Raw genomic sequence first — 16,732 nt, forward strand, 5'->3', positions numbered from 1 at the left:
TTCTGGTCGGCTCATGCGCCGCCCCTACCCAGCGCCCCGGACGCCATTCCGGTCAGCCGCTCAGCGGAGCGAGCAGGCCCTCCTCCAGTACCGTCCCGGCCAGCAGCTCCTTGTAGCCGACCTCGTCGAACACCACGGTGAGACGGCCCTCCTTGGCGCCGAGGACGGTGCCGCGTCCCCAGTCCTGGTGCTCGACCCGGGCGCCGGGCGCGAACGCCGGGCGTTCGGAGTCGGCGGGAGTGGAGCTCCCCGACGCGCAGTTGTCGCAGTTCCCGCACGGGTCCTCGACCACCTCGCCGAAGTAGCGCAGCAGGAAGCGGCGGCGGCAGTCGGTCAGCTCGGCGTACCGGCGCATCATCTCGACGCGGGAGCGCTCCACCGTACGGTGCTTCTCGGCGATCTCGCGGGCGAGGGCGGCGGCCTCCGCCGGCGGCGGCGCGTCGGGGAGCGGCTCGACGCGGCGCCGCAGCCGCAGCGCGCCGGCCGTCTCCAGCAGGTTGAGCAGCGCGGTGACGCGCCGGTCCGACAGATCCACGCGGCGGGCCAGGTCGCGCCGGGAGACCGGGCCGTCGATCGCCGCGGCGACGCGGGCCAGCAGCTCCTCGTCGGGCAGGCCCCCGGCGAAGAAGCGGCGCAGTCCGAGGTCCTCGGCGCGGTAGAGGCAGATCGCCTCCGCGGGGTCGCCGTCCCGGCTGGCCCGGCCGATCTCCTGGTAGTACTCGTCCAGCGACCCCGGCACCGAGGCGTGGACGACGAAGCGCACGTCGGGCCGGTCGATGCCCATCCCGAAGGCGCTGGTCGCGACGATCGTCTCGCCGTCCATGAACGCCTGCTGGGTCTCGGCCCGCTCGGTCTTGCGCAGTCCGGCGTGGTACGCGCGGACCCCGAGCCGCTCGGCGTACTCCTCGGTCTCCCGGCGGGTCGCGGCGTACACGATGCCCGAGCCGGGCAGCCGACGGGCCAGGTCGACGACGGCGTCCTCCTTCTCGGCCGCGTCGTGGAACATCGTCACCGACAGGCGGATCTCGGGCCGGTCGAAGCCGCGGATGATCCGTGCCGGGTCGCGCAGCCGCAGCCGCTCGACGATCTCCTCCCGTACGGGCGGCGCCGCCGTCGCGGTGAGCGCGGCGACGACGGGCCGGTGCGGCAGTCCCTCGATGATGCCGCCGATGCGGAGGTAGTCCGGGCGGAAGTCGTGGCCCCAGGCGGAGACGCAGTGCGCCTCGTCGATCGCGATGAGGGCGGGCGGCGCCTCGGCCAGTACCGCGCGCACGTCGGGCCGGGCGAGCTGCTCCGGCGCGAGGAAGACGAAGCCCGTCGCCCTCTCGCGGAGCAGGGCGTACGCCTGGTCGCGGCGTTTCTCGCCGACGGCCGCGTTGACGCTGATCGCGGTGAGTCCCTGCTCCCGCAGCCCCTGCGCCTGGTCCCGCTGCAGGGACAGCAGGGGCGACACGACGACCGCCGGTCCGCCGAGGGCGACGGCCGCCAGCTGGTAGATCGCCGACTTCCCCGCGCCGCTCGGCATGACCACGAGGCAGTCGCGGCCCCCGACCAGCTCCTTGACCGCCTCCTCCTGCGCGGGCCGCAGCTCGTCGATGCCGAACCGCGTTCCGGCGATCTTCCGTAGATTCCGAATCCCCGTCATGCGGGCAGGGCTACCCCGGAACGACCTGGGAGAACGCGGCAGGGCCACCCGGTTCAGCCACCGATGGCCAGCAGGCCGGCGACGCCCAGGGCGTACAGCGCGAGCACCGTGCGGCTGTCCACGCCCATGCGGAGCCGGTCGCGCCGGGGCCGGAAGATCAGCCCCGCCATGTAGACCAGCGTGAGCAGGGAGCCGAGCGCGGTTAGGTAGATGTCCGACCGGTGCGCGTCGGGCAGCACCGGCCGGCCGGAGATCAGCGACGCGGCGAGGAACAGCACCGGCAGGAAGGCGTTCCCGCCGAAGATGTCGCTGATCGCCAGCTGGTGGTCGCCCATCCGGACGGAGGTCAGCCCGGTGCTGATCTCCGGGAGCGAGGTGGCGGCCGCGAGCACGGTGGCGCCGAAGGCGACGCCGCTCATGCCGAGCCGGCCGAAGAACTCCTCGCCGCTGCGCTCGATGACCACGCCCGCGACCAGGGTGGCGATCGCGGCGAGGCCGAAGATCACCGCGGCGCGCCGCGTTCCGATCCCCGAGGAGGTGGCCTGCGCCTCCTTCTTCGTCTTCGAGTGGCCCTTCCGTTCGGGCTGGGTGTCGGGGGCGTCACCGCCCTCGTGCCACGGCAGGCCCCGGCCGGCCCGCCTGAGCAGGAGCAGACCGGCCACCCAGACGACGGCGATCAGGACGGAGGCGGGGTCGAGCCGGGCGAAGTGGAGGCCGCCGGGCAGCTGGGTGCCCATGACGACCACCGCCAGCACCGCGACCACGAGCGCGCCCTCCAGGACGAGGCTGAGGCTGGCCGCGACGTACGTCAGCGGCGCGCCGGCGTCGGCGACGTCCAGGACGACCAGGACGACGGTCTGCGCCGCGATGCCGCCGAGGATGTTGCCGACCGCGACGTCGAGGTGGTGGGACAGCGCTGCGCTCACGGTGATCGCCGCCTCCGGGAGGTTGGTCGCGACCGCCAGGAGGATCAGGCCGCCGAGCGCGCTGCCCAGGTGCAGGCGTTCGGACAGGACGTCGGTCGTGTCGGACAGCCGTATCCCGGCGTACCAGATGACTCCGGCACTGAGCAGGAACAGGACGAGCAACACCAACGATGGCAGATCACCCATGAAGAGCGCTTTGCCCGAAGATTGCTGCTCCATGCAATGATCGCCGCGTCACGTGCCGATCGGGATGCCGCGAATTTCGGTGGCGAGGGTGGGAACAACGGCCCACCGGGTCGTGTTACATCTCTCGTGGCCGGTGTGCCTGGTGTCCCCGGGCCTCATCTATCGCCTTCGCGGACTACCGTTCGGCTGGAGCCGCGTTGTGCCTTTCGCCGAGAGGCGACCCGCACACCGGTACACACATCGAGGGCCCCGCCGGGCGACGTTCCGGCGGGGCCCTCGTCCTTTCCCGGTTCGGTGTCCGCGGTGATCCCGTCCGCGCGCAGCGGCCGCACGAGGTGCTCGATCTCGTTCGCCCGGCCGGCCTCCGCCTCCAGCCGCCACAGCCTGCGCAGCGCGATGCCCTCCCGCAGCGCCCAGGGACAGATCTCCAGGCGGCGCACCCCCAGGGCGGCCATGATCTCGTCGGCGACGACGGCGCCGGCCAGGATGTGGCGGGCGCGGGCGCGCGAGACCCCCTTGAGCCGTGCGCGCTCCTCGGTGGTCCGCACCGCCAGGCCGGCGATCCGCCGCCGCAGGGCCCGGCGCTCCAGCGTCCGGCGGCCGTCCGGCCTTCGCTCCCCGCAGAGCTTGGCGAGCTGGGTGAAGATCTTCGACGTCGCGACCGCGTGGTGGCCGGAGGACCCGTCGGTCAGCCGGTCGACGCCGTACGCGGCCAGCCGCTCCGCGACGTGGGCGCGGAGCCGTTCGAGCTGCCGCCCGTCCGGCGGGTCGCCGGACAGCAGCTCCCGGGTGAGCCGGCCCGCGCCGAGCGGCATCGACAGCGCCGCGTCGGCCTCGGCCCCGTCCCCGGTGGCGATCTCCATCGAGCCGCCGCCGATGTCGGCCAGCAGGATCGGCCCGACGGACCAGCCGTACCAGGCGCGCACGGCCAGGAAGGTCAGGCACGCCTCGTCGGGGCCGGTCAGGAACCCCAGCTCCACGCCCGTCTCCTCGGCGACCCGGTCGAGGACCTCATCCCGGTTGGGCGCGTCGCGGATCGCGGACGTCACGAAGGGGAGGAGCTCGGCGGCGCCGATCCTCGCCGCCGCGTCGGCGGCCGCGGCCACCGACGCCACCACCCGGTCGGCCTCCGCCCGGCCGAGCCGGCCGTCGGCCGGGATCGCCCCGCCCAGCCGTGTCGGCTTCTTGAGGGAGACGACGGTCCGTATGGGGCAGCCCGGGACGAGGTCGACGACCTTGAGATGGGCGGCATTGGACCCGACGTCCAAGATGGCGGTGCGCATGATCGCTTGAGTACCCGGCTGCCGCGGAGCGAAGCGCACTACCCGATTCATGCGCCGCCGAAACGGCGGTTACGGCACCGGCTGGACTAAGGTTCCTTCCATGGCGGCGGATCAGGAGACCGTACGGGTCGATGTGTGGATCTGGTCGGTGCGGCTCGTCAAGACCCGCTCGCTGGCCACGGCCGCCTGCCGGGCCGGCCACGTCCGGGTCAACGACGAGCGCGTCAAGCCCGCCGCCGCGGTGAAACCCGGAGACCAGGTGCGGGTGCGCCTGGCCGGGCGCGAACGCGTCGTCGTCGTGCGCCGCGTCGTACGCAAGCGCGTCGGCGCGCCCGTCGCCGTCGAGTGCTACACCGACCACAGCCCGCCGCCGCCCCCGCGCGCGGCGCTGCTCCCGATCGCGCGCCGCGAACGCGGCGCCGGCCGGCCCACCAAGCGGGACCGCCGGGAGATCGAGCGGCTGCTCGGCCGCAAGCCCGGCCGCGGCTGACCACGCCGCCGGCGCCCGAGGCCCGCGCTGCCGCCCCGAGCGGGCCCGCCCGGGGCCACGGCGCGTCCTCGTCACGGTGTGGGGCCGTGACGCGGACCCGACCAGGCTTCGTCAGCGCACGCTGACCGCGGTGACGCCGCGCATCGTGGGGACGAGGACGAGCGACCCGGCGAGGGTCGGCGAGGCGAACCGGCTGACCTCTCCGATCCGGCGCGAGGCCAGCGAATGCCCGTCGGACTCCGCCAGGGCGTGCAGGACGCCGGCGTCGGTGTCGAGGGTCCACACCGCGCCGCCGCCGACCACGGGTGAGCCTTTGACGTTCCCCGGCGCCCGCCAGACCCGGCGCAGAGCGTCGCCGCCGGTGACGTCCACGCGCTGCAGCCCCTGCTCGCAGGGCAGGAAGACCGAGGAGCCGTCCCGCGCCATGCCGCCGAAGGAGACGCAGCCGTGCAGGGAGGCACGCCCGCCGCCGACGCCGCCGAGGTCGTGGCCGTCGAGGAGGTAGATGTCGCCGGTCTTCCCGGCGATCATCACCCGGTCACCGGGCAGCAGGAGGGGGCCGGTCGAGCCGAGGTCCTGGTCCGCGCTGTTCTCCGAGCCCCAGTTCTTCGGCGCGAAGTACGACAGACGGCGGGACAGGTCGGCCGACAGCCGCAGCACGGAGTCGCTGCCGTCGTACGCGCCGCCCAGGCTCGCGCCGTTCCCGACGGCCACGTAGACGTCGCCGGACGCGCCGACGGCCGGGCCGGACGGCGCCCACATGCCGCCCATCCGGCGCGTCGGGACCGCGTAGGACGCGACGCGGCCGCCGCCGTCGGCGCGCGCGGCGGCGACGTAGCCGACGTAGTTCCCGCAGTCGCCGTCGAGCCCGCCGAACGGGACGTACACCCGGCCGCCGGCGACCGCCAGGGCACCGCGCTGCTGCTCGGACGTACGGTCCCGGCCGGGCACGACGTCGAGGTCGCGCCGCAGGCGCACCCGTCCGTCCGCGGCGTTCAGGCCGACGAGGGTGTGCCGCCCGCCGGTCGTCTCGGCGGCGACGAACACCGTGCGGGTGCCCGGGTCGTACGCCGAGGTCCCGGTGATGCCGAGCGGGTCGATGTTGCCGCACGGGAGCGCCGACCGGGGCACGGGCGTGCCGATGTGCCGCCGCCAGACCTGCCGCCCCGTCGCCAGGTCCAGCGCGTAGACGGTGTCGTTCTCCGTCCCGACGTACGCGGTGCCGCCCACGACGATCGGCTGTCCGTACACCGCCCCGTCGAGGCCCGCCGTCCACACGTCGCCGAGCGTGCGCGGCGCGGGGAACACGGCGGCGAACCCCGCCCGGTCGTTCGCGCCGTGGTACGTCGGCCAGGAGATCGCCGGGCGCACGGGCGCCGGGGCGGTCCCGGCGGGCGCCGGTGCGGTGCTGTCCGCACGGGACCCTCCACCGGAGCCGCACGCCGTCGCGGCGGTGAGGACGATCAGTGCGGCGCCGTACGCGAGCCTGCCCATGCGTCCCATTCTCACCGCGCGGGGCGGCGAGCACACGGCGATCGGCCGTACAAGAGCCTCCGACCGCCCGCGACCTGGTCGGACGCCGGCTCAGCGGGGTCCGGGCAGCGCGGCGCCGGGCCGCAGGTGGACCATGGTCGTCGTCCCGTCCTCGGCGACGATCCGGATGTCGGACTGGCCAGGCGCCGGCACGGCCGCGTCGACCTCGACCGGACGGTGGATCATGCGGCGGAGCAGGACCGGGGACCGCGCCGAGTTACCGCCGACCCCGATGACGATCACATCGTCCTTCCGGTCGTACGAGGCGTAGGTGAACGGCAGGCGCTCGGTCTCGTACTGGTCGCCGAAGTCCGTGTCGAACAGTTCGATGGCGGTGATGTCCCCCTGGTGGTCCGCGCTCAGCTGGTCGAAGAAACCGGCCCAGCCGTTCCGGTCGATCATCTTTGGCTCTGTCATCTCGATCACCTTCGTTCCTCCGCGGGAAAGAGGCCGTGGACGGCCAGGGCCACCGCGACGCCCGTGGCGGCGCCGGCCGCCACGTCCCCGGGGTAGTGCGCGCCGGTGTAGACGCGGGAGTAGGCGACCAGCGAGGCCAGCGCCGCGACCGGAACGCTCACCCGCCGCGGCGCCTCGCACACCAGCGTCGTGGCGAAGGCCGCCGCGCCCGCGCTGTGCCCCGACGGGAATCCCGGCGAGTCCGGGACCCGGCCCGGCCGCCGCCGGCTCAGCACCTCGGGCGGCCGCTCCCGGTGGAACACGTAGATCCGTACGCCGTTGGCGAGCGTTCCCGCGACGGACATCGCCAGTGCCGCACGCGCGGCGGCGCGCCGTGACCGCCGGCCGCCGCCGGCCCGCAGGGTGCCCGCGATCAGCCACCACACGAGGAGCTGGTCGGCGACGCGCGAGGCCCGCGGCATGACCTCGTCCAGCGCCGCACAGCCGGCGGAGGTCACCGCCCTCATCACGCGCTCGTCGACCCGGCGTACCCACCGCACCCGTCTCTCCTCCGTCCTGACGACCCGTACCTCCGCTGAGGGCCTACCCCGAGCGGCCGTCCGGATGCGGAGATCGCCCAGGTGAGGGGCGCGACACCCGGTTCCGGCCGATACATCGATGCACAGGTCAAAAATCCGTAAAGGGATCAGCGCGGTGTGTAAGGAGAGTCTCCTCGGGAAGCGAGGCGTGGGTAGACCGGCGACCGAAAGGGAGGCCAAGAGGCGGATGGGCGTGCGCACCTGGATCAAGGAGTGGCCGGTCTACCGGCAGTTCACCGACGGCGACCGGCTCAGCCGCGGCGCCGCCGCGATGTCCGCCACCACCCGGGGGCTGCGCCCGCGAACCGAGACCGCGGACAAGGTCGTCAAGTCGGTCTGCCCGTACTGCGCGGTCGGCTGCGCCCAGAACGTGTACGTCAAGGACGACAAGGTCGTGCAGATCGAGGGCGACCCGGACTCACCGGTCAGCCGGGGCCGGCTGTGCCCGAAGGGCTCGGCGTCACTGCAGCTGACCACCGGCGACGCCCGGCGCTACGAGGTCCTGTACCGGCGGCCGCACGGCACCGACTGGGAACGGCTCGACCTGGACACCGCCATGGACATGGTCGTCGACCGGATCCTCGAGACCCGGCGCCGTACGTGGGAGTGGGAGGCCGACGGCAAGCGCGTCAACCGGACCCTCGGGATCGCCAGCCTCGGCGGCGCCACGCTCGACAATGAGGAGAACTACCTCATCAAGAAGCTGTTCACGGCGCTGGGCATCATCCAGGTCGAGAACCAGGCGCGGGTCTGTCACAGCTCCACGGTGGCCGGGCTCGGCACGACGTTCGGGCGGGGCGGGGCGACGACCTTCCTGCAGGACCTGCAGAACGCCGACTGCATCATCATCGAGGGCTCCAACTTCGCCGAGTGCCATCCCGTCGGCTTCCAGTGGGTGATGGAGGCCAAGGCGCGCGGCGCGACGGTGATCCACGTCGACCCGCGGTTCACGCGCACGAGCGCGCTGGCCGACCTGCACGTGCCGATCCGCGCCGGCAGCGACATCGCGTTCCTCGGTGGGCTGATCAACTACGTCCTGAGCAACGAGGCCGACTTCCGGGAGTTCGTCCTGGAGTACACCAACGCCGCGGCCATCGTGAGCGAGGAGTTCGAGGACACCGAGGACCTCGACGGCGTGTTCTCCGGCCTGCAGGAGGACACCCGCCACTACGACGTCGAGACGTGGCAGTACGAGGGCACCGAGGTGCAGGCCGCCTCCGGGGAGCGCGACTCGCTGTACGAGGAGCGCACCGGCAACGGCCGGAGCGTCGCCGCCTCCGGCCGCTCGGAGTCGCACGGTTCCGGTGGCCCGGCGATCTCCGGCGAGGCGCGGCGGGACCCGACGCTGACACACCCGCGCTGCGTCTACCAGATCCTCAAGCGGCACTTCGCCCGCTACACCCCGGAGATGGTGGAGGAGACCTGCGGCATCCCGCGCGAGACGTTCCTGCGCGTGTGCCGGACCCTGGTGGAGAACTCCGGCCGCGACCGTACGAGCGAGTTCGTCTACGCGGTCGGCTGGACCCAGCACACCATGGGCGCGCAGTTCATCCGCGCCGCGAGCATCCTGCAGCTCCTGCTCGGCAACATGGGCCGGCCGGGCGGCGGCATCCAGGCGCTGCGCGGGCACGCGTCCATCCAGGGCTCCAGCGACATCCCGACCCTGTTCAACCTGCTGCCCGGCTACATCCCCATGCCGCACGCCCACGAGCACGAGGACCTGGACACCTTCGTCGAGGCGGTCCGCACCGACAAGGGCTACTGGTCGAACATGCGCGCCTACGTCGTCAGCCTGCTCAAGGCGTACTTCGGCGAGGCGGCGACGGCCGACAACGACTACTGCTTCGGCCACCTGCCGCGGCTGACCGGCTCGCACAGCACGTACGAGACGGTGCAGGCCCAGCTCGACGGCACCTGCAAGGGCTACTTCCTCCTCGGGGAGAACCCGGCGGTCGGCTCGGCCAACGGCCGGATGCAGCGCCTGGGCATGGCGAACCTCGACTGGCTCGTCGTCCGCGACTTCTCCCTGATCGAGTCGGCCACCTGGTGGAAGGACGGTCCGGAGATCGAGACCGGCGAGTTGCGGACCGAGGACATCGCCACCGAGGTGTTCTTCTTCCCCGCCGCCGCGCACACCGAGAAGGCCGGGTCGTTCACGAACACGAACCGGATGCTGCAGTGGCACTTCGCGGCCAAGGAGCCCGACGGCGACGCCCGCAGCGACCTGTGGTTCATGTACCACCTGGGCCGGCGCATCAAGGAGCGGCTGGCGGGCTCCGCCGACCCCATGGACCGGCCGCTCCTCGACCTGACCTGGGACTACCCGACCGAGGGCACCATCGCCGAACCCAACGCCGAGGCGATCCTCGCCGAGATCAGCGGCAGCCACGTCGGCGGCCGCCCGCTCGACGGGTACGACCAGCTCCGCGACGACGGGTCCACGTCCTGCGGCTGCTGGATCTACTGCGGCGTCCACGCCGACGGCGTCAACCAGGCGGCCCGGCGCAAACCGTACACCGAGCAGAACTGGATGGCCCTGGAGTGGGGCTGGGCCTGGCCCGCCAACCGGCGCATCCTCTACAACCGCTGCTCCGCCGACCCCGAGGGCAAGCCGTGGAGCGAGCGCAAGGCGCTCGTGTGGTGGGACGCCGAACAGGGCCGCTGGACCGGCCACGACATCCCCGACTACGTCGCGGACCGGCCGCCGTCCTACCGCCCGCCCGAAGGGGCGACCGGCGTCGAGGCGATCAGCGGCGTCGACCCGTTCATCATGCAGGCCGACGGCAAGGCCTGGCTGTACGCGCCCGCCGGCCTGACCGACGGCCCGCTGCCCACGCACTACGAGCCGCAGGACTCGCCGGTGCGCAACCCGCTGTACGAGGGGCAGCAGCGCAACCCGGTCCGGCAGGTCTTCTCCCGCCCGGAGAACCGCTTCCACCCCGGCCCCGGCGAGAAGGGCGCGGAGGTCTTCCCGTACGTCGTCACGACCTACCGGCTCACCGAGCACTTCACCGCGGGCGGCATGACCCGGTGGTCGCCGTACCTGGCGGAGCTGCAGCCCGCGTTCTTCTGCGAGGTGTCGCCGGAGCTCGCCGCCGAACGCGGCCTGGAGCACGGTGGCTGGGCGCACCTGGTCACCGCGCGCGGCGTCGTCGAGGCGCGCGTCCTGGTGACCGAGCGGATGACGCCGCTCACCGTCGGCGGCCGCACGGTGCACCAGATCGGGCTGCCGTACCACTGGGGGTCGAACGGCTACACGACCGGCGACTCCGCCAACGACCTGTCGGCCGTCGCCCTCGACCCGAACGCCCACATCCAGGAGGTGAAGGCGCTCAGCGGCGACATCCGGCCGGGCCGCCGCCCGCGCGGCCCCGCCGTGCCGCGCCTGCTCGCCGAGTACCACCGCCGCGCCGGCATCACGGAGGAGACCGGAATGGAGGTCCGCGGATGACCGAGTCCCTCATCGGACGCAACCTGCTGGCCGGGAACGAGCCCGACCCGGCCGGGGACGCCGGCCACCGCGACCACCCGCCGCGCGTCGGGTTCTTCACCGACACCTCGGTGTGCATCGGCTGCAAGGCGTGCGAGGTCGCCTGCAAGGAGTGGAACGCCATCCCCGAGGACGGCCTCGAGCTCACCGGCATGTCCTACGACAACACCCAGGGCCTGGGCGCCTCCACGTGGCGGCACGTCGCCTTCATCGAACAGCGCAAGCCCCTCGGGAACGCCGAGGCCGGCGTCGCGCGTGAAGACGGCGTCGCGCACGAGGAAGGCGACGGCACGGATCTGCGCTGGCTCATGGCCTCGGACGTGTGCAAGCACTGCACGCACGCCGCCTGCCTCGACGTCTGCCCGACCGGCGCGCTGTTCCGCACCGAGTTCGGCACCGTGGTCGTCCAGGAGGACGTCTGCAACGGCTGCGGGTACTGCGTGCCCGCCTGCCCGTACGGCGTGATCGACCAGCGGAAGGAGGACGGCCGGGTCTGGAAGTGCACGATGTGCTACGACCGGCTCGGCGCGGGCCAGGAGCCGGCCTGCGCCAAGGCCTGCCCGACCCAGTCGATCCAGTTCGGCCCGCTCGACGAGCTGCGGGCCCGCGCCGATGAGCGCGTGGCGCAGCTGCACGAGACCGGGGTCACCGACGCGCGGCTGTACGGCCGCGACCCGGAGGACGGGGTCGGCGGTGACGGCGCGTTCTTCCTGCTCCTCGACGAGCCCGAGGTGTACGGGCTGCCGCCGGACCCGGTCGTCACCACCCGCGACCTTCCCTCGATGTGGCGGCACGCCGGCGTCGCCGCACTGACCCTGCTCGGCGGGCTGGCCGCCGTGTTCGCCGCCCACGGCCGGCCGGAAGGGAAGCGATGAGCGAGTCGGACGTCACGAAGGACGGGATCCGCGGCGAGCGCCCGGACCGGGAGGCCCTGGTCGGCAAGGGCATGCCCCGCCGCCGCAAGGGCCGGCGGGGCGAGCGGGCCATGGTGCCGGAGGCGAAGTTCACCTCCTACTACGGCAAGCCCATCCTCAACCCCCCGACCTGGGCGCCGCTCGACATCGCCGGGTACTTCTTCCTCGGCGGCCTCGCGGGCGCCGGGTCGGTCCTCGCCGCGGGCGCTCAGCTCACCGGCCGCCGCAGCACGGCGCGGGCGCTGAAGATCTCCTCTCTCGTGGCGATCACCGGCTCGGCCGCCGCCCTGGTCCACGACCTCGGCAGGCCGGAGCGGTTCGCCAACATGCTGCGCGTCCTCAAGCCGACCTCGCCGATGAGCGTCGGCTCGTGGCTGCTGACCGCGTACGGCCCGGCGGCCGGCGCGGCGGCGGTCCTGGACGTCACCGGGCTGTTCCCGCGCCTGGGCCGCGCGGCGACCGCCGGAGCGGCGGCCCTCGGCCCGGCGGTGGCCGCCTACACCGCCGTGCTGGCCGCCGACACGGCCGTGCCCGCCTGGCACGGCGGCTACCGGGAGCTGCCCTTCGTCTTCGTCGGCTCCGCGGCCGCCGCCGCGTCGGGCATGGCGCTGATCACCTCTCCGGTGCGGGAGAACGCCCCCGCGCGCAGCGCCGCCGTCCTCGGCGTCGCGCTGGAGACCGCCGCCGCCAAGGTGATGGAACGCCGGCTCGGGCTGGTCGGCGAGACGTACCGGCAGGGCAGGGCCGGACGGCTGATGCGGGCCGCCGAGGCGCTGTCCGTGCTCGGCGCGGCCGGCGCGGCGCTCGGCGGACGCCGCCGTACGACGGCGGTCCTCAGCGGAGCCGCGCTCCTGGCCGCCTCGGCCTGCACGCGGTTCGGCGTCTTCCACGCCGGAACGCAGTCGGCGGAGGACCCCAAGTACACGGTCGTCCCACAGCGGCAGCGTCTCGAGGCCGCCCGTTGACCGGCTGTTTGGTCTCCCTTTGAGTGGATAGCAGGCTGGTACGGCCCCGGAGGGCCGGTCGGTCGCGGGTGGGCGGAGGGTACGCATGGCGACGGTCGAGGATCGGGTACGGACTCCCACCAGCGAGGTGCTGGCGGAGCATTCGCTGGGCAGCCGCATCGGGGAGGTCCTGGGGACGACGGACCACAAGGTCGTCGGCTACCTGTACCTGGCGACGTCGTTCGCGTTCTTCCTGGCCGGCGGGCTGATGGCGATGATGATGCGGGCGGAGCTGCTCCAGCCGGGCCTGCAGGTCATGAACGAGCAGATGTACGACCAGCTGTTCACGATCCACGGCACGGTGATGCTGCTGCTGTTCGCCACGCCGACCTTCGCGGGGTTCGCCAACGTCCTGGTGCCGTTGCAGATCGGCGCGCCCGACGTGGCCTTCCCCCGCCTCAACGCGCTCAGCTACTACTTCTTCCTGTTCGGCGGGCTGATGGTGCTGGGCGGCTTCCTGGCACCCGGGGGCGCGGCGTCGTTCGGATGGTTCGCCTACACTCCGCTGTCCGACTCCGTGCGGTCCCCGGGCGCCGGCGGTGACCTGTGGGCGATGGGGCTGATCCTGTCCGGCATGGGCACCATCCTGACCAGCGTCAACCTGATCACGACGATCATCTGCATGCGGGCGCCGGGCATGACGATGTTCCGGATGCCGATCTTCACCTGGAACAGCCTGTTCACCAGCATCCTGGTCCTGATGGCCTTCCCCGTCCTGACCGCGGCCCTGTTCGCGCTGGAGGCCGACCGCAAGCTCGGCGCGCACATCTACGATCCGGCGCACGGCGGGCCGCTCCTGTGGCAGCACCTCTTCTGGTTCTTCGGTCATCCGGAGGTCTACATCGTCGCGCTGCCCTTCTTCGGGATCATCACCGAGGTGATCCCGGTCTTCTCCCGCAAACCGGTCTTCGGCTACATCGGGATGGTGGCGGCGACGATCGCGATCACCGGGCTGTCGATGACGGTGTGGGCGCACCACATGTTCGCCACCGGCCAGGTGCTCCTGCCCTTCTTCTCCTTCATGTCCTTCCTCATCGCCATCCCGACCGGGATCAAGTTCTTCAACTGGATCGGGACGATGTGGAAGGGCCATCTGCGGATGCAGACCCCCATGCTCTTCTCGGTCGGGTTCCTGGTGACGTTCCTGTTCGGCGGCCTGACCGGGGTGATCCTGGCCTCCCCGGCCCTGGACTTCCACCTCACCGACTCCTACTTCGTCGTCGCGCACATGCACTACGTGCTGTTCGGCACCGTGGTGTTCGCGACCTTCGCCGGGTTCTACTTCTGGTGGCCGAAGATGACCGGCAAGATGCTCAACGAGACCTGGGGCAAAATCCACTTCTGGACGCTGTTCGTCGGCTTCCAGACGACCTTCCTCGTCCAGCACTGGCTCGGAGCAGAAGGCATGCCCCGCCGCTACGCCGACTACCCCCACCGCTTCGCCGCCCTCAACATGATCTCCTCGATCGGCGCGTTCCTCCTCGGCGCCTCCACCCTCGCGTTCCTGTGGAACCTCTACCGCACCCACCGCTCGGGGGAGCGCGTCAACGTCGACGACCCCTGGGAGTTCGGCGGCTCGCTGGAGTGGGCGACCTCCTGCCCGCCGCCCCGGCACAACTTCCGCGCCATCGCCAAGATCCGCTCCACCCGCCCGGCCATCGACCTGCACTACCCGCGCCTCGGCCGCGCGCAGCCGGTCGAGGCGCGGGGCCCCGAGGACTGAGCGGCGATCAGCCGGTGACGGACCGCGCCGGCGAGGCGTCCCGCTCCTCCAGCTCCCGGCGCTCCTCCGGGGTCGGCACCTCGGCGGCGTACTTGGTGTAGGCCCGGTTCAGCCGGGACCGTACCTGGGCGATGATCCGGCGGGGCGTCGGCAGCGGGATGATGTGGTCGGGGAGGGCCTCGACCAGGTCGTCGGGGTGCACGGTCCGCGCGACCACGGCCTGCTCGCGCTCCGGCCGGTCGTGGGCCTCGACGTACTCCCCGTTCGGCAGGCGCTTGATCGTGCCGCTCTCGACGCCCTCGGTGACCTTGCGGGCGTCGGACCGCTGAAGGGACAGGCACAGGCGCCGGGTGACGGCGAACGCGACCACGGGGAAGACGAAGAAGCCCACGCGGAAGAACCAGGTGGTGAACTCCAGCGGGACCTTGAACACCTCCGCGAGGACGTCGTTGCCGCCGGCCGCCCACAGATTGCCGTACCAGGTGATCGCAGCGACGCCGAGGGCCGTACGGGTCGGCGCGTTCCGCGGCCGGTCGCACAGGTGATGGGGCCGCGAGTCGCCGATCACCCAGCGCTCGAAGAACGGGTACAGCCCGATGAGCGTGAAGAAGCACAGGGGCAGGACGGCGGCGGGCAGGAAGACGTTCCAGGCGATCGAGTGCCCCGCGAAGTCCCAGTCGATCCGGGGCATGATGCGCAGGGCGCCTTCGAGGAACCCGACGTACCAGTCCGGCTGGGCGCCCGAGGTGTCGGCGTCGGGCCGGTAGGGGCCGTACATCCAGATCGGGTTGATCTGCGCGAACGTGCCGAGCAGCGCGAGCGCCCCCAGGACGTACAGGAAGAACGCGATGGTGTGCGCGAGGAACTTCGGGTACGTCGGCGCGCCGACGACGTTCTGCTCGGTCTGCCGCTCACCCGGCCACTGCGTGTGCTTCTGGTGCCAGACGATCATCAGGTGCGCGCTGATCAGCGCGAGCAGGATCCCCGGGATCAGCAGGACGTGCACGGTGAACAGCCGCGGGATGAAGTCGTGGCCGGGGAACTCCCCGCCGAAGACGAAGAAGCTCAGGTAGGTGCCGACGAGCGGGATCGACAGCACGATGCCCTGCATGATGCGCAGGCCGGTGCCCGACAGCAGGTCGTCCGGCAGTGAGTAGCCCGCGAAGCCCTCGGCGACGGCGAGCGCGAACAGCGTCGTGCCGATCACCCAGTTGATCTCCCGGGGCTTGCGGAACGCTCCGGTGAAGAAGATCCGCATCAGGTGGACGCAGATCGCGGCGACGAACAGCATCGCGGCCCAGTGGTGGATCTGCCGCACCAGCAGGCCGCCGCGCACGTCGAAGGAGATGTGGACGGTGGAGGCATAGGCCTCGCTCACCTTCTCGCCGTGCAGGAACGCGTAGGAGCCGGTGTAGACCGTCTCCGCCTGCGAGGGCTTGAAGAAAAGGGTGAGGAACACCCCGGTGAGGATGAGGGTGACGAAGCAGTAGAGCGCGATCTCGCCGAGCAGGAACGACCAGTGCTCGGGAAACGCCTTGCGGATGTTCCGCCGGAGGAACGCCGCGCTGCCGAGCCTCTCGTCCATCGCACGCTCGGTCCGCGCGACCGCGCTGGCCGCACGCCTGTTCACCGCCATGTGAGCTCCGTAGGGGGGTTGGATCTCCTGGCTGAGCGCCTACCCGTGAGGGGGGAGGCGTAACGCGATGCCGGCCACCCTCCGGCCGTGGTCGGAAACGCCCTCGTCGGCAGGTGTGGCGGCGTCCCTCGGGGTATGGCCGAAAGCGTCGGACCTTCAACGCGTAAGGAGCGAGGAATGCCCAAGACGACCAAGAAGGGAACGGCCAAGAAGAGCGAACTGCCCAGCACGATCGAGCGTTCGGACGAGAAGGCACAGCGCACGTTCGCCAAGGCCCACGACTCGGCGGTCAAGGAGTACGGCGAGGGCGAGCGGGCCCACCGGGTCGCGTACGGCGCGCTGAAGCACACGCACGAGAAGGTGGGCGACCACTGGGAGCCGAAGGACAAGGGTGCCAAGGGGCCCTCCGACCCGCAGTCCGAAGGCGGCCGTGACACGTCGCGCAAGAGCGCCGGCGGTGTCGACATGAACGCGTCCAAGGAGCACCTGTACGACCTGGCCAAGAGGATGGACATCTCCGGCCGCTCGAACATGACCAAGAAGGAACTCGTCGACGCCCTCCAGAAGGCCAACGACCGCAAGACGGCCAAGGCCCGCTCGAAGAGCTGACACGGAGACGGTTGAGAGGAGACGACGATGTCCGAGCACACCGAGGAACCCGAGCCCCGCCGGCCCAATCTCCGTACGGGCTCCGAGACGCCGATCGATCCGGAGGACCTGGCGATGGCCGAGGGCCAGGACCCCACCCCGGAGAACATCGAGCGCGCGCGGCGGCGCATCGAGAGGCTCGGCGCACGGGAGGCCGTCGACAGAGCCACCCCGTGACGACCGCGCGCCGCCGCCGTTCGTCCGTCGCGCACCGGCCGTTCCCTCGCGGGGGCGGCCGGTTTTCGTCGTCCCGCACGCG

At 72.1% G+C, this 16,732-nt stretch carries 14 protein-coding genes; 7 read left to right on the forward strand and 7 right to left on the reverse strand.

Annotation, left to right across the window (positions count from 1 at the left end):
- Nucleotides 1-52: 52 nt before the first annotated feature.
- The 3 genes from NE234_RS31115 to NE234_RS31125 all read right to left on the reverse strand — a co-directional run bounded on the left by NE234_RS31115 (nucleotide 53) and on the right by NE234_RS31125 (nucleotide 4,040).
- On the reverse strand, nucleotides 53-1,645 hold the full coding sequence (locus NE234_RS31115) for a RecQ family ATP-dependent DNA helicase (protein WP_252784423.1): 1,593 nt from the start codon (nucleotides 1,643-1,645) through the stop codon (nucleotides 53-55).
- 53 nt (nucleotides 1,646-1,698) lie between these two features.
- Complete coding sequence (locus NE234_RS31120; protein WP_252784424.1) at nucleotides 1,699-2,757, reverse strand: sodium:calcium antiporter; 1,059 nt, start codon at nucleotides 2,755-2,757, stop codon at nucleotides 1,699-1,701.
- A 155-nt stretch (nucleotides 2,758-2,912) separates the two neighbouring features.
- A complete protein-coding gene (locus NE234_RS31125; RefSeq protein ID WP_252784425.1) occupies nucleotides 2,913-4,040 on the reverse strand; it encodes a Ppx/GppA phosphatase family protein in 1,128 nt (375 codons plus the stop codon).
- A 100-nt stretch (nucleotides 4,041-4,140) separates the two neighbouring features.
- Between NE234_RS31125 and NE234_RS31130 the strand changes: the two genes are divergently transcribed.
- Nucleotides 4,141-4,530, forward strand: coding sequence for an RNA-binding S4 domain-containing protein (locus NE234_RS31130; RefSeq protein ID WP_252784426.1), 390 nt, complete (start codon nucleotides 4,141-4,143; stop codon nucleotides 4,528-4,530).
- A 111-nt stretch (nucleotides 4,531-4,641) separates the two neighbouring features.
- On the opposite strand, the gene NE234_RS31135 is transcribed toward NE234_RS31130, so the two are convergent.
- The 3 genes from NE234_RS31135 to NE234_RS45525 form a co-directional block, all read right to left on the reverse strand.
- A complete protein-coding gene (locus NE234_RS31135) occupies nucleotides 4,642-6,024 on the reverse strand; it encodes an outer membrane protein assembly factor BamB family protein (protein WP_252784427.1) in 1,383 nt (460 codons plus the stop codon).
- A gap of 90 nt (nucleotides 6,025-6,114) precedes the next feature.
- Nucleotides 6,115-6,480, reverse strand: coding sequence for a DUF5335 family protein (locus tag NE234_RS31140; RefSeq protein WP_252784428.1), 366 nt, complete (start codon nucleotides 6,478-6,480; stop codon nucleotides 6,115-6,117).
- A 5-nt stretch (nucleotides 6,481-6,485) separates the two neighbouring features.
- On the reverse strand, nucleotides 6,486-7,019 hold the full coding sequence (locus NE234_RS45525; RefSeq protein ID WP_252784429.1) for a phosphatase PAP2 family protein: 534 nt from the start codon (nucleotides 7,017-7,019) through the stop codon (nucleotides 6,486-6,488).
- Nucleotides 7,020-7,245: 226 nt separating this feature from the next.
- On the opposite strand from NE234_RS45525, the gene fdh reads away from it, so the two are divergent.
- The 4 genes from fdh (at nucleotide 7,246) to ctaD (ending at nucleotide 14,189) form a co-directional block, all read left to right on the forward strand.
- Entirely contained in the window at nucleotides 7,246-10,509 is a 3,264-nt protein-coding gene (gene fdh / locus NE234_RS31150) for a formate dehydrogenase (RefSeq protein WP_252784430.1), read from the forward strand.
- Nucleotides 10,506-11,423 (forward strand): 4Fe-4S dicluster domain-containing protein, encoded by a 918-nt coding sequence (locus NE234_RS31155; protein ID WP_252784431.1) that lies wholly within the window; start codon nucleotides 10,506-10,508, stop codon nucleotides 11,421-11,423. The genes fdh and NE234_RS31155 overlap by 4 nt, the downstream gene beginning before the upstream one ends.
- Nucleotides 11,420-12,427: an NrfD/PsrC family molybdoenzyme membrane anchor subunit gene (nrfD, locus tag NE234_RS31160; RefSeq protein ID WP_252784432.1), complete on the forward strand. Its 1,008-nt coding sequence runs from the start codon at nucleotides 11,420-11,422 to the stop codon at nucleotides 12,425-12,427. The genes NE234_RS31155 and nrfD overlap by 4 nt, the downstream gene beginning before the upstream one ends.
- A gap of 85 nt (nucleotides 12,428-12,512) precedes the next feature.
- Nucleotides 12,513-14,189, forward strand: a complete 1,677-nt coding sequence (gene ctaD / locus NE234_RS31165) for an aa3-type cytochrome oxidase subunit I (protein ID WP_252784433.1) — start codon at nucleotides 12,513-12,515, stop codon at nucleotides 14,187-14,189.
- 7 nt (nucleotides 14,190-14,196) lie between these two features.
- Here ctaD and qcrB read toward each other — a convergent pair whose 3' ends face one another.
- The gene (gene qcrB / locus NE234_RS31170) at nucleotides 14,197-15,825 is read right to left on the reverse strand and encodes a cytochrome bc1 complex cytochrome b subunit (protein ID WP_252784434.1); all 1,629 of its coding nucleotides are present in this window, start codon (nucleotides 15,823-15,825) and stop codon (nucleotides 14,197-14,199) included.
- A gap of 177 nt (nucleotides 15,826-16,002) precedes the next feature.
- On the opposite strand from qcrB, the gene NE234_RS31175 reads away from it, so the two are divergent.
- Together NE234_RS31175 and NE234_RS31180 are read left to right on the forward strand one after the other, a co-directional pair.
- Nucleotides 16,003-16,434 (forward strand): ChaB family protein, encoded by a 432-nt coding sequence (locus NE234_RS31175; protein ID WP_252784435.1) that lies wholly within the window; start codon nucleotides 16,003-16,005, stop codon nucleotides 16,432-16,434.
- A gap of 27 nt (nucleotides 16,435-16,461) precedes the next feature.
- Entirely contained in the window at nucleotides 16,462-16,650 is a 189-nt protein-coding gene (locus NE234_RS31180; protein WP_252784436.1) for a hypothetical protein, read from the forward strand.
- Nucleotides 16,651-16,732 lie beyond the last annotated feature (82 nt).

Origin of the sequence: Actinoallomurus rhizosphaericola, assembly GCF_024055675.1 — a bacterium.
Classification (GTDB): domain Bacteria; phylum Actinomycetota; class Actinomycetes; order Streptosporangiales; family Streptosporangiaceae; genus Actinoallomurus; species Actinoallomurus soli.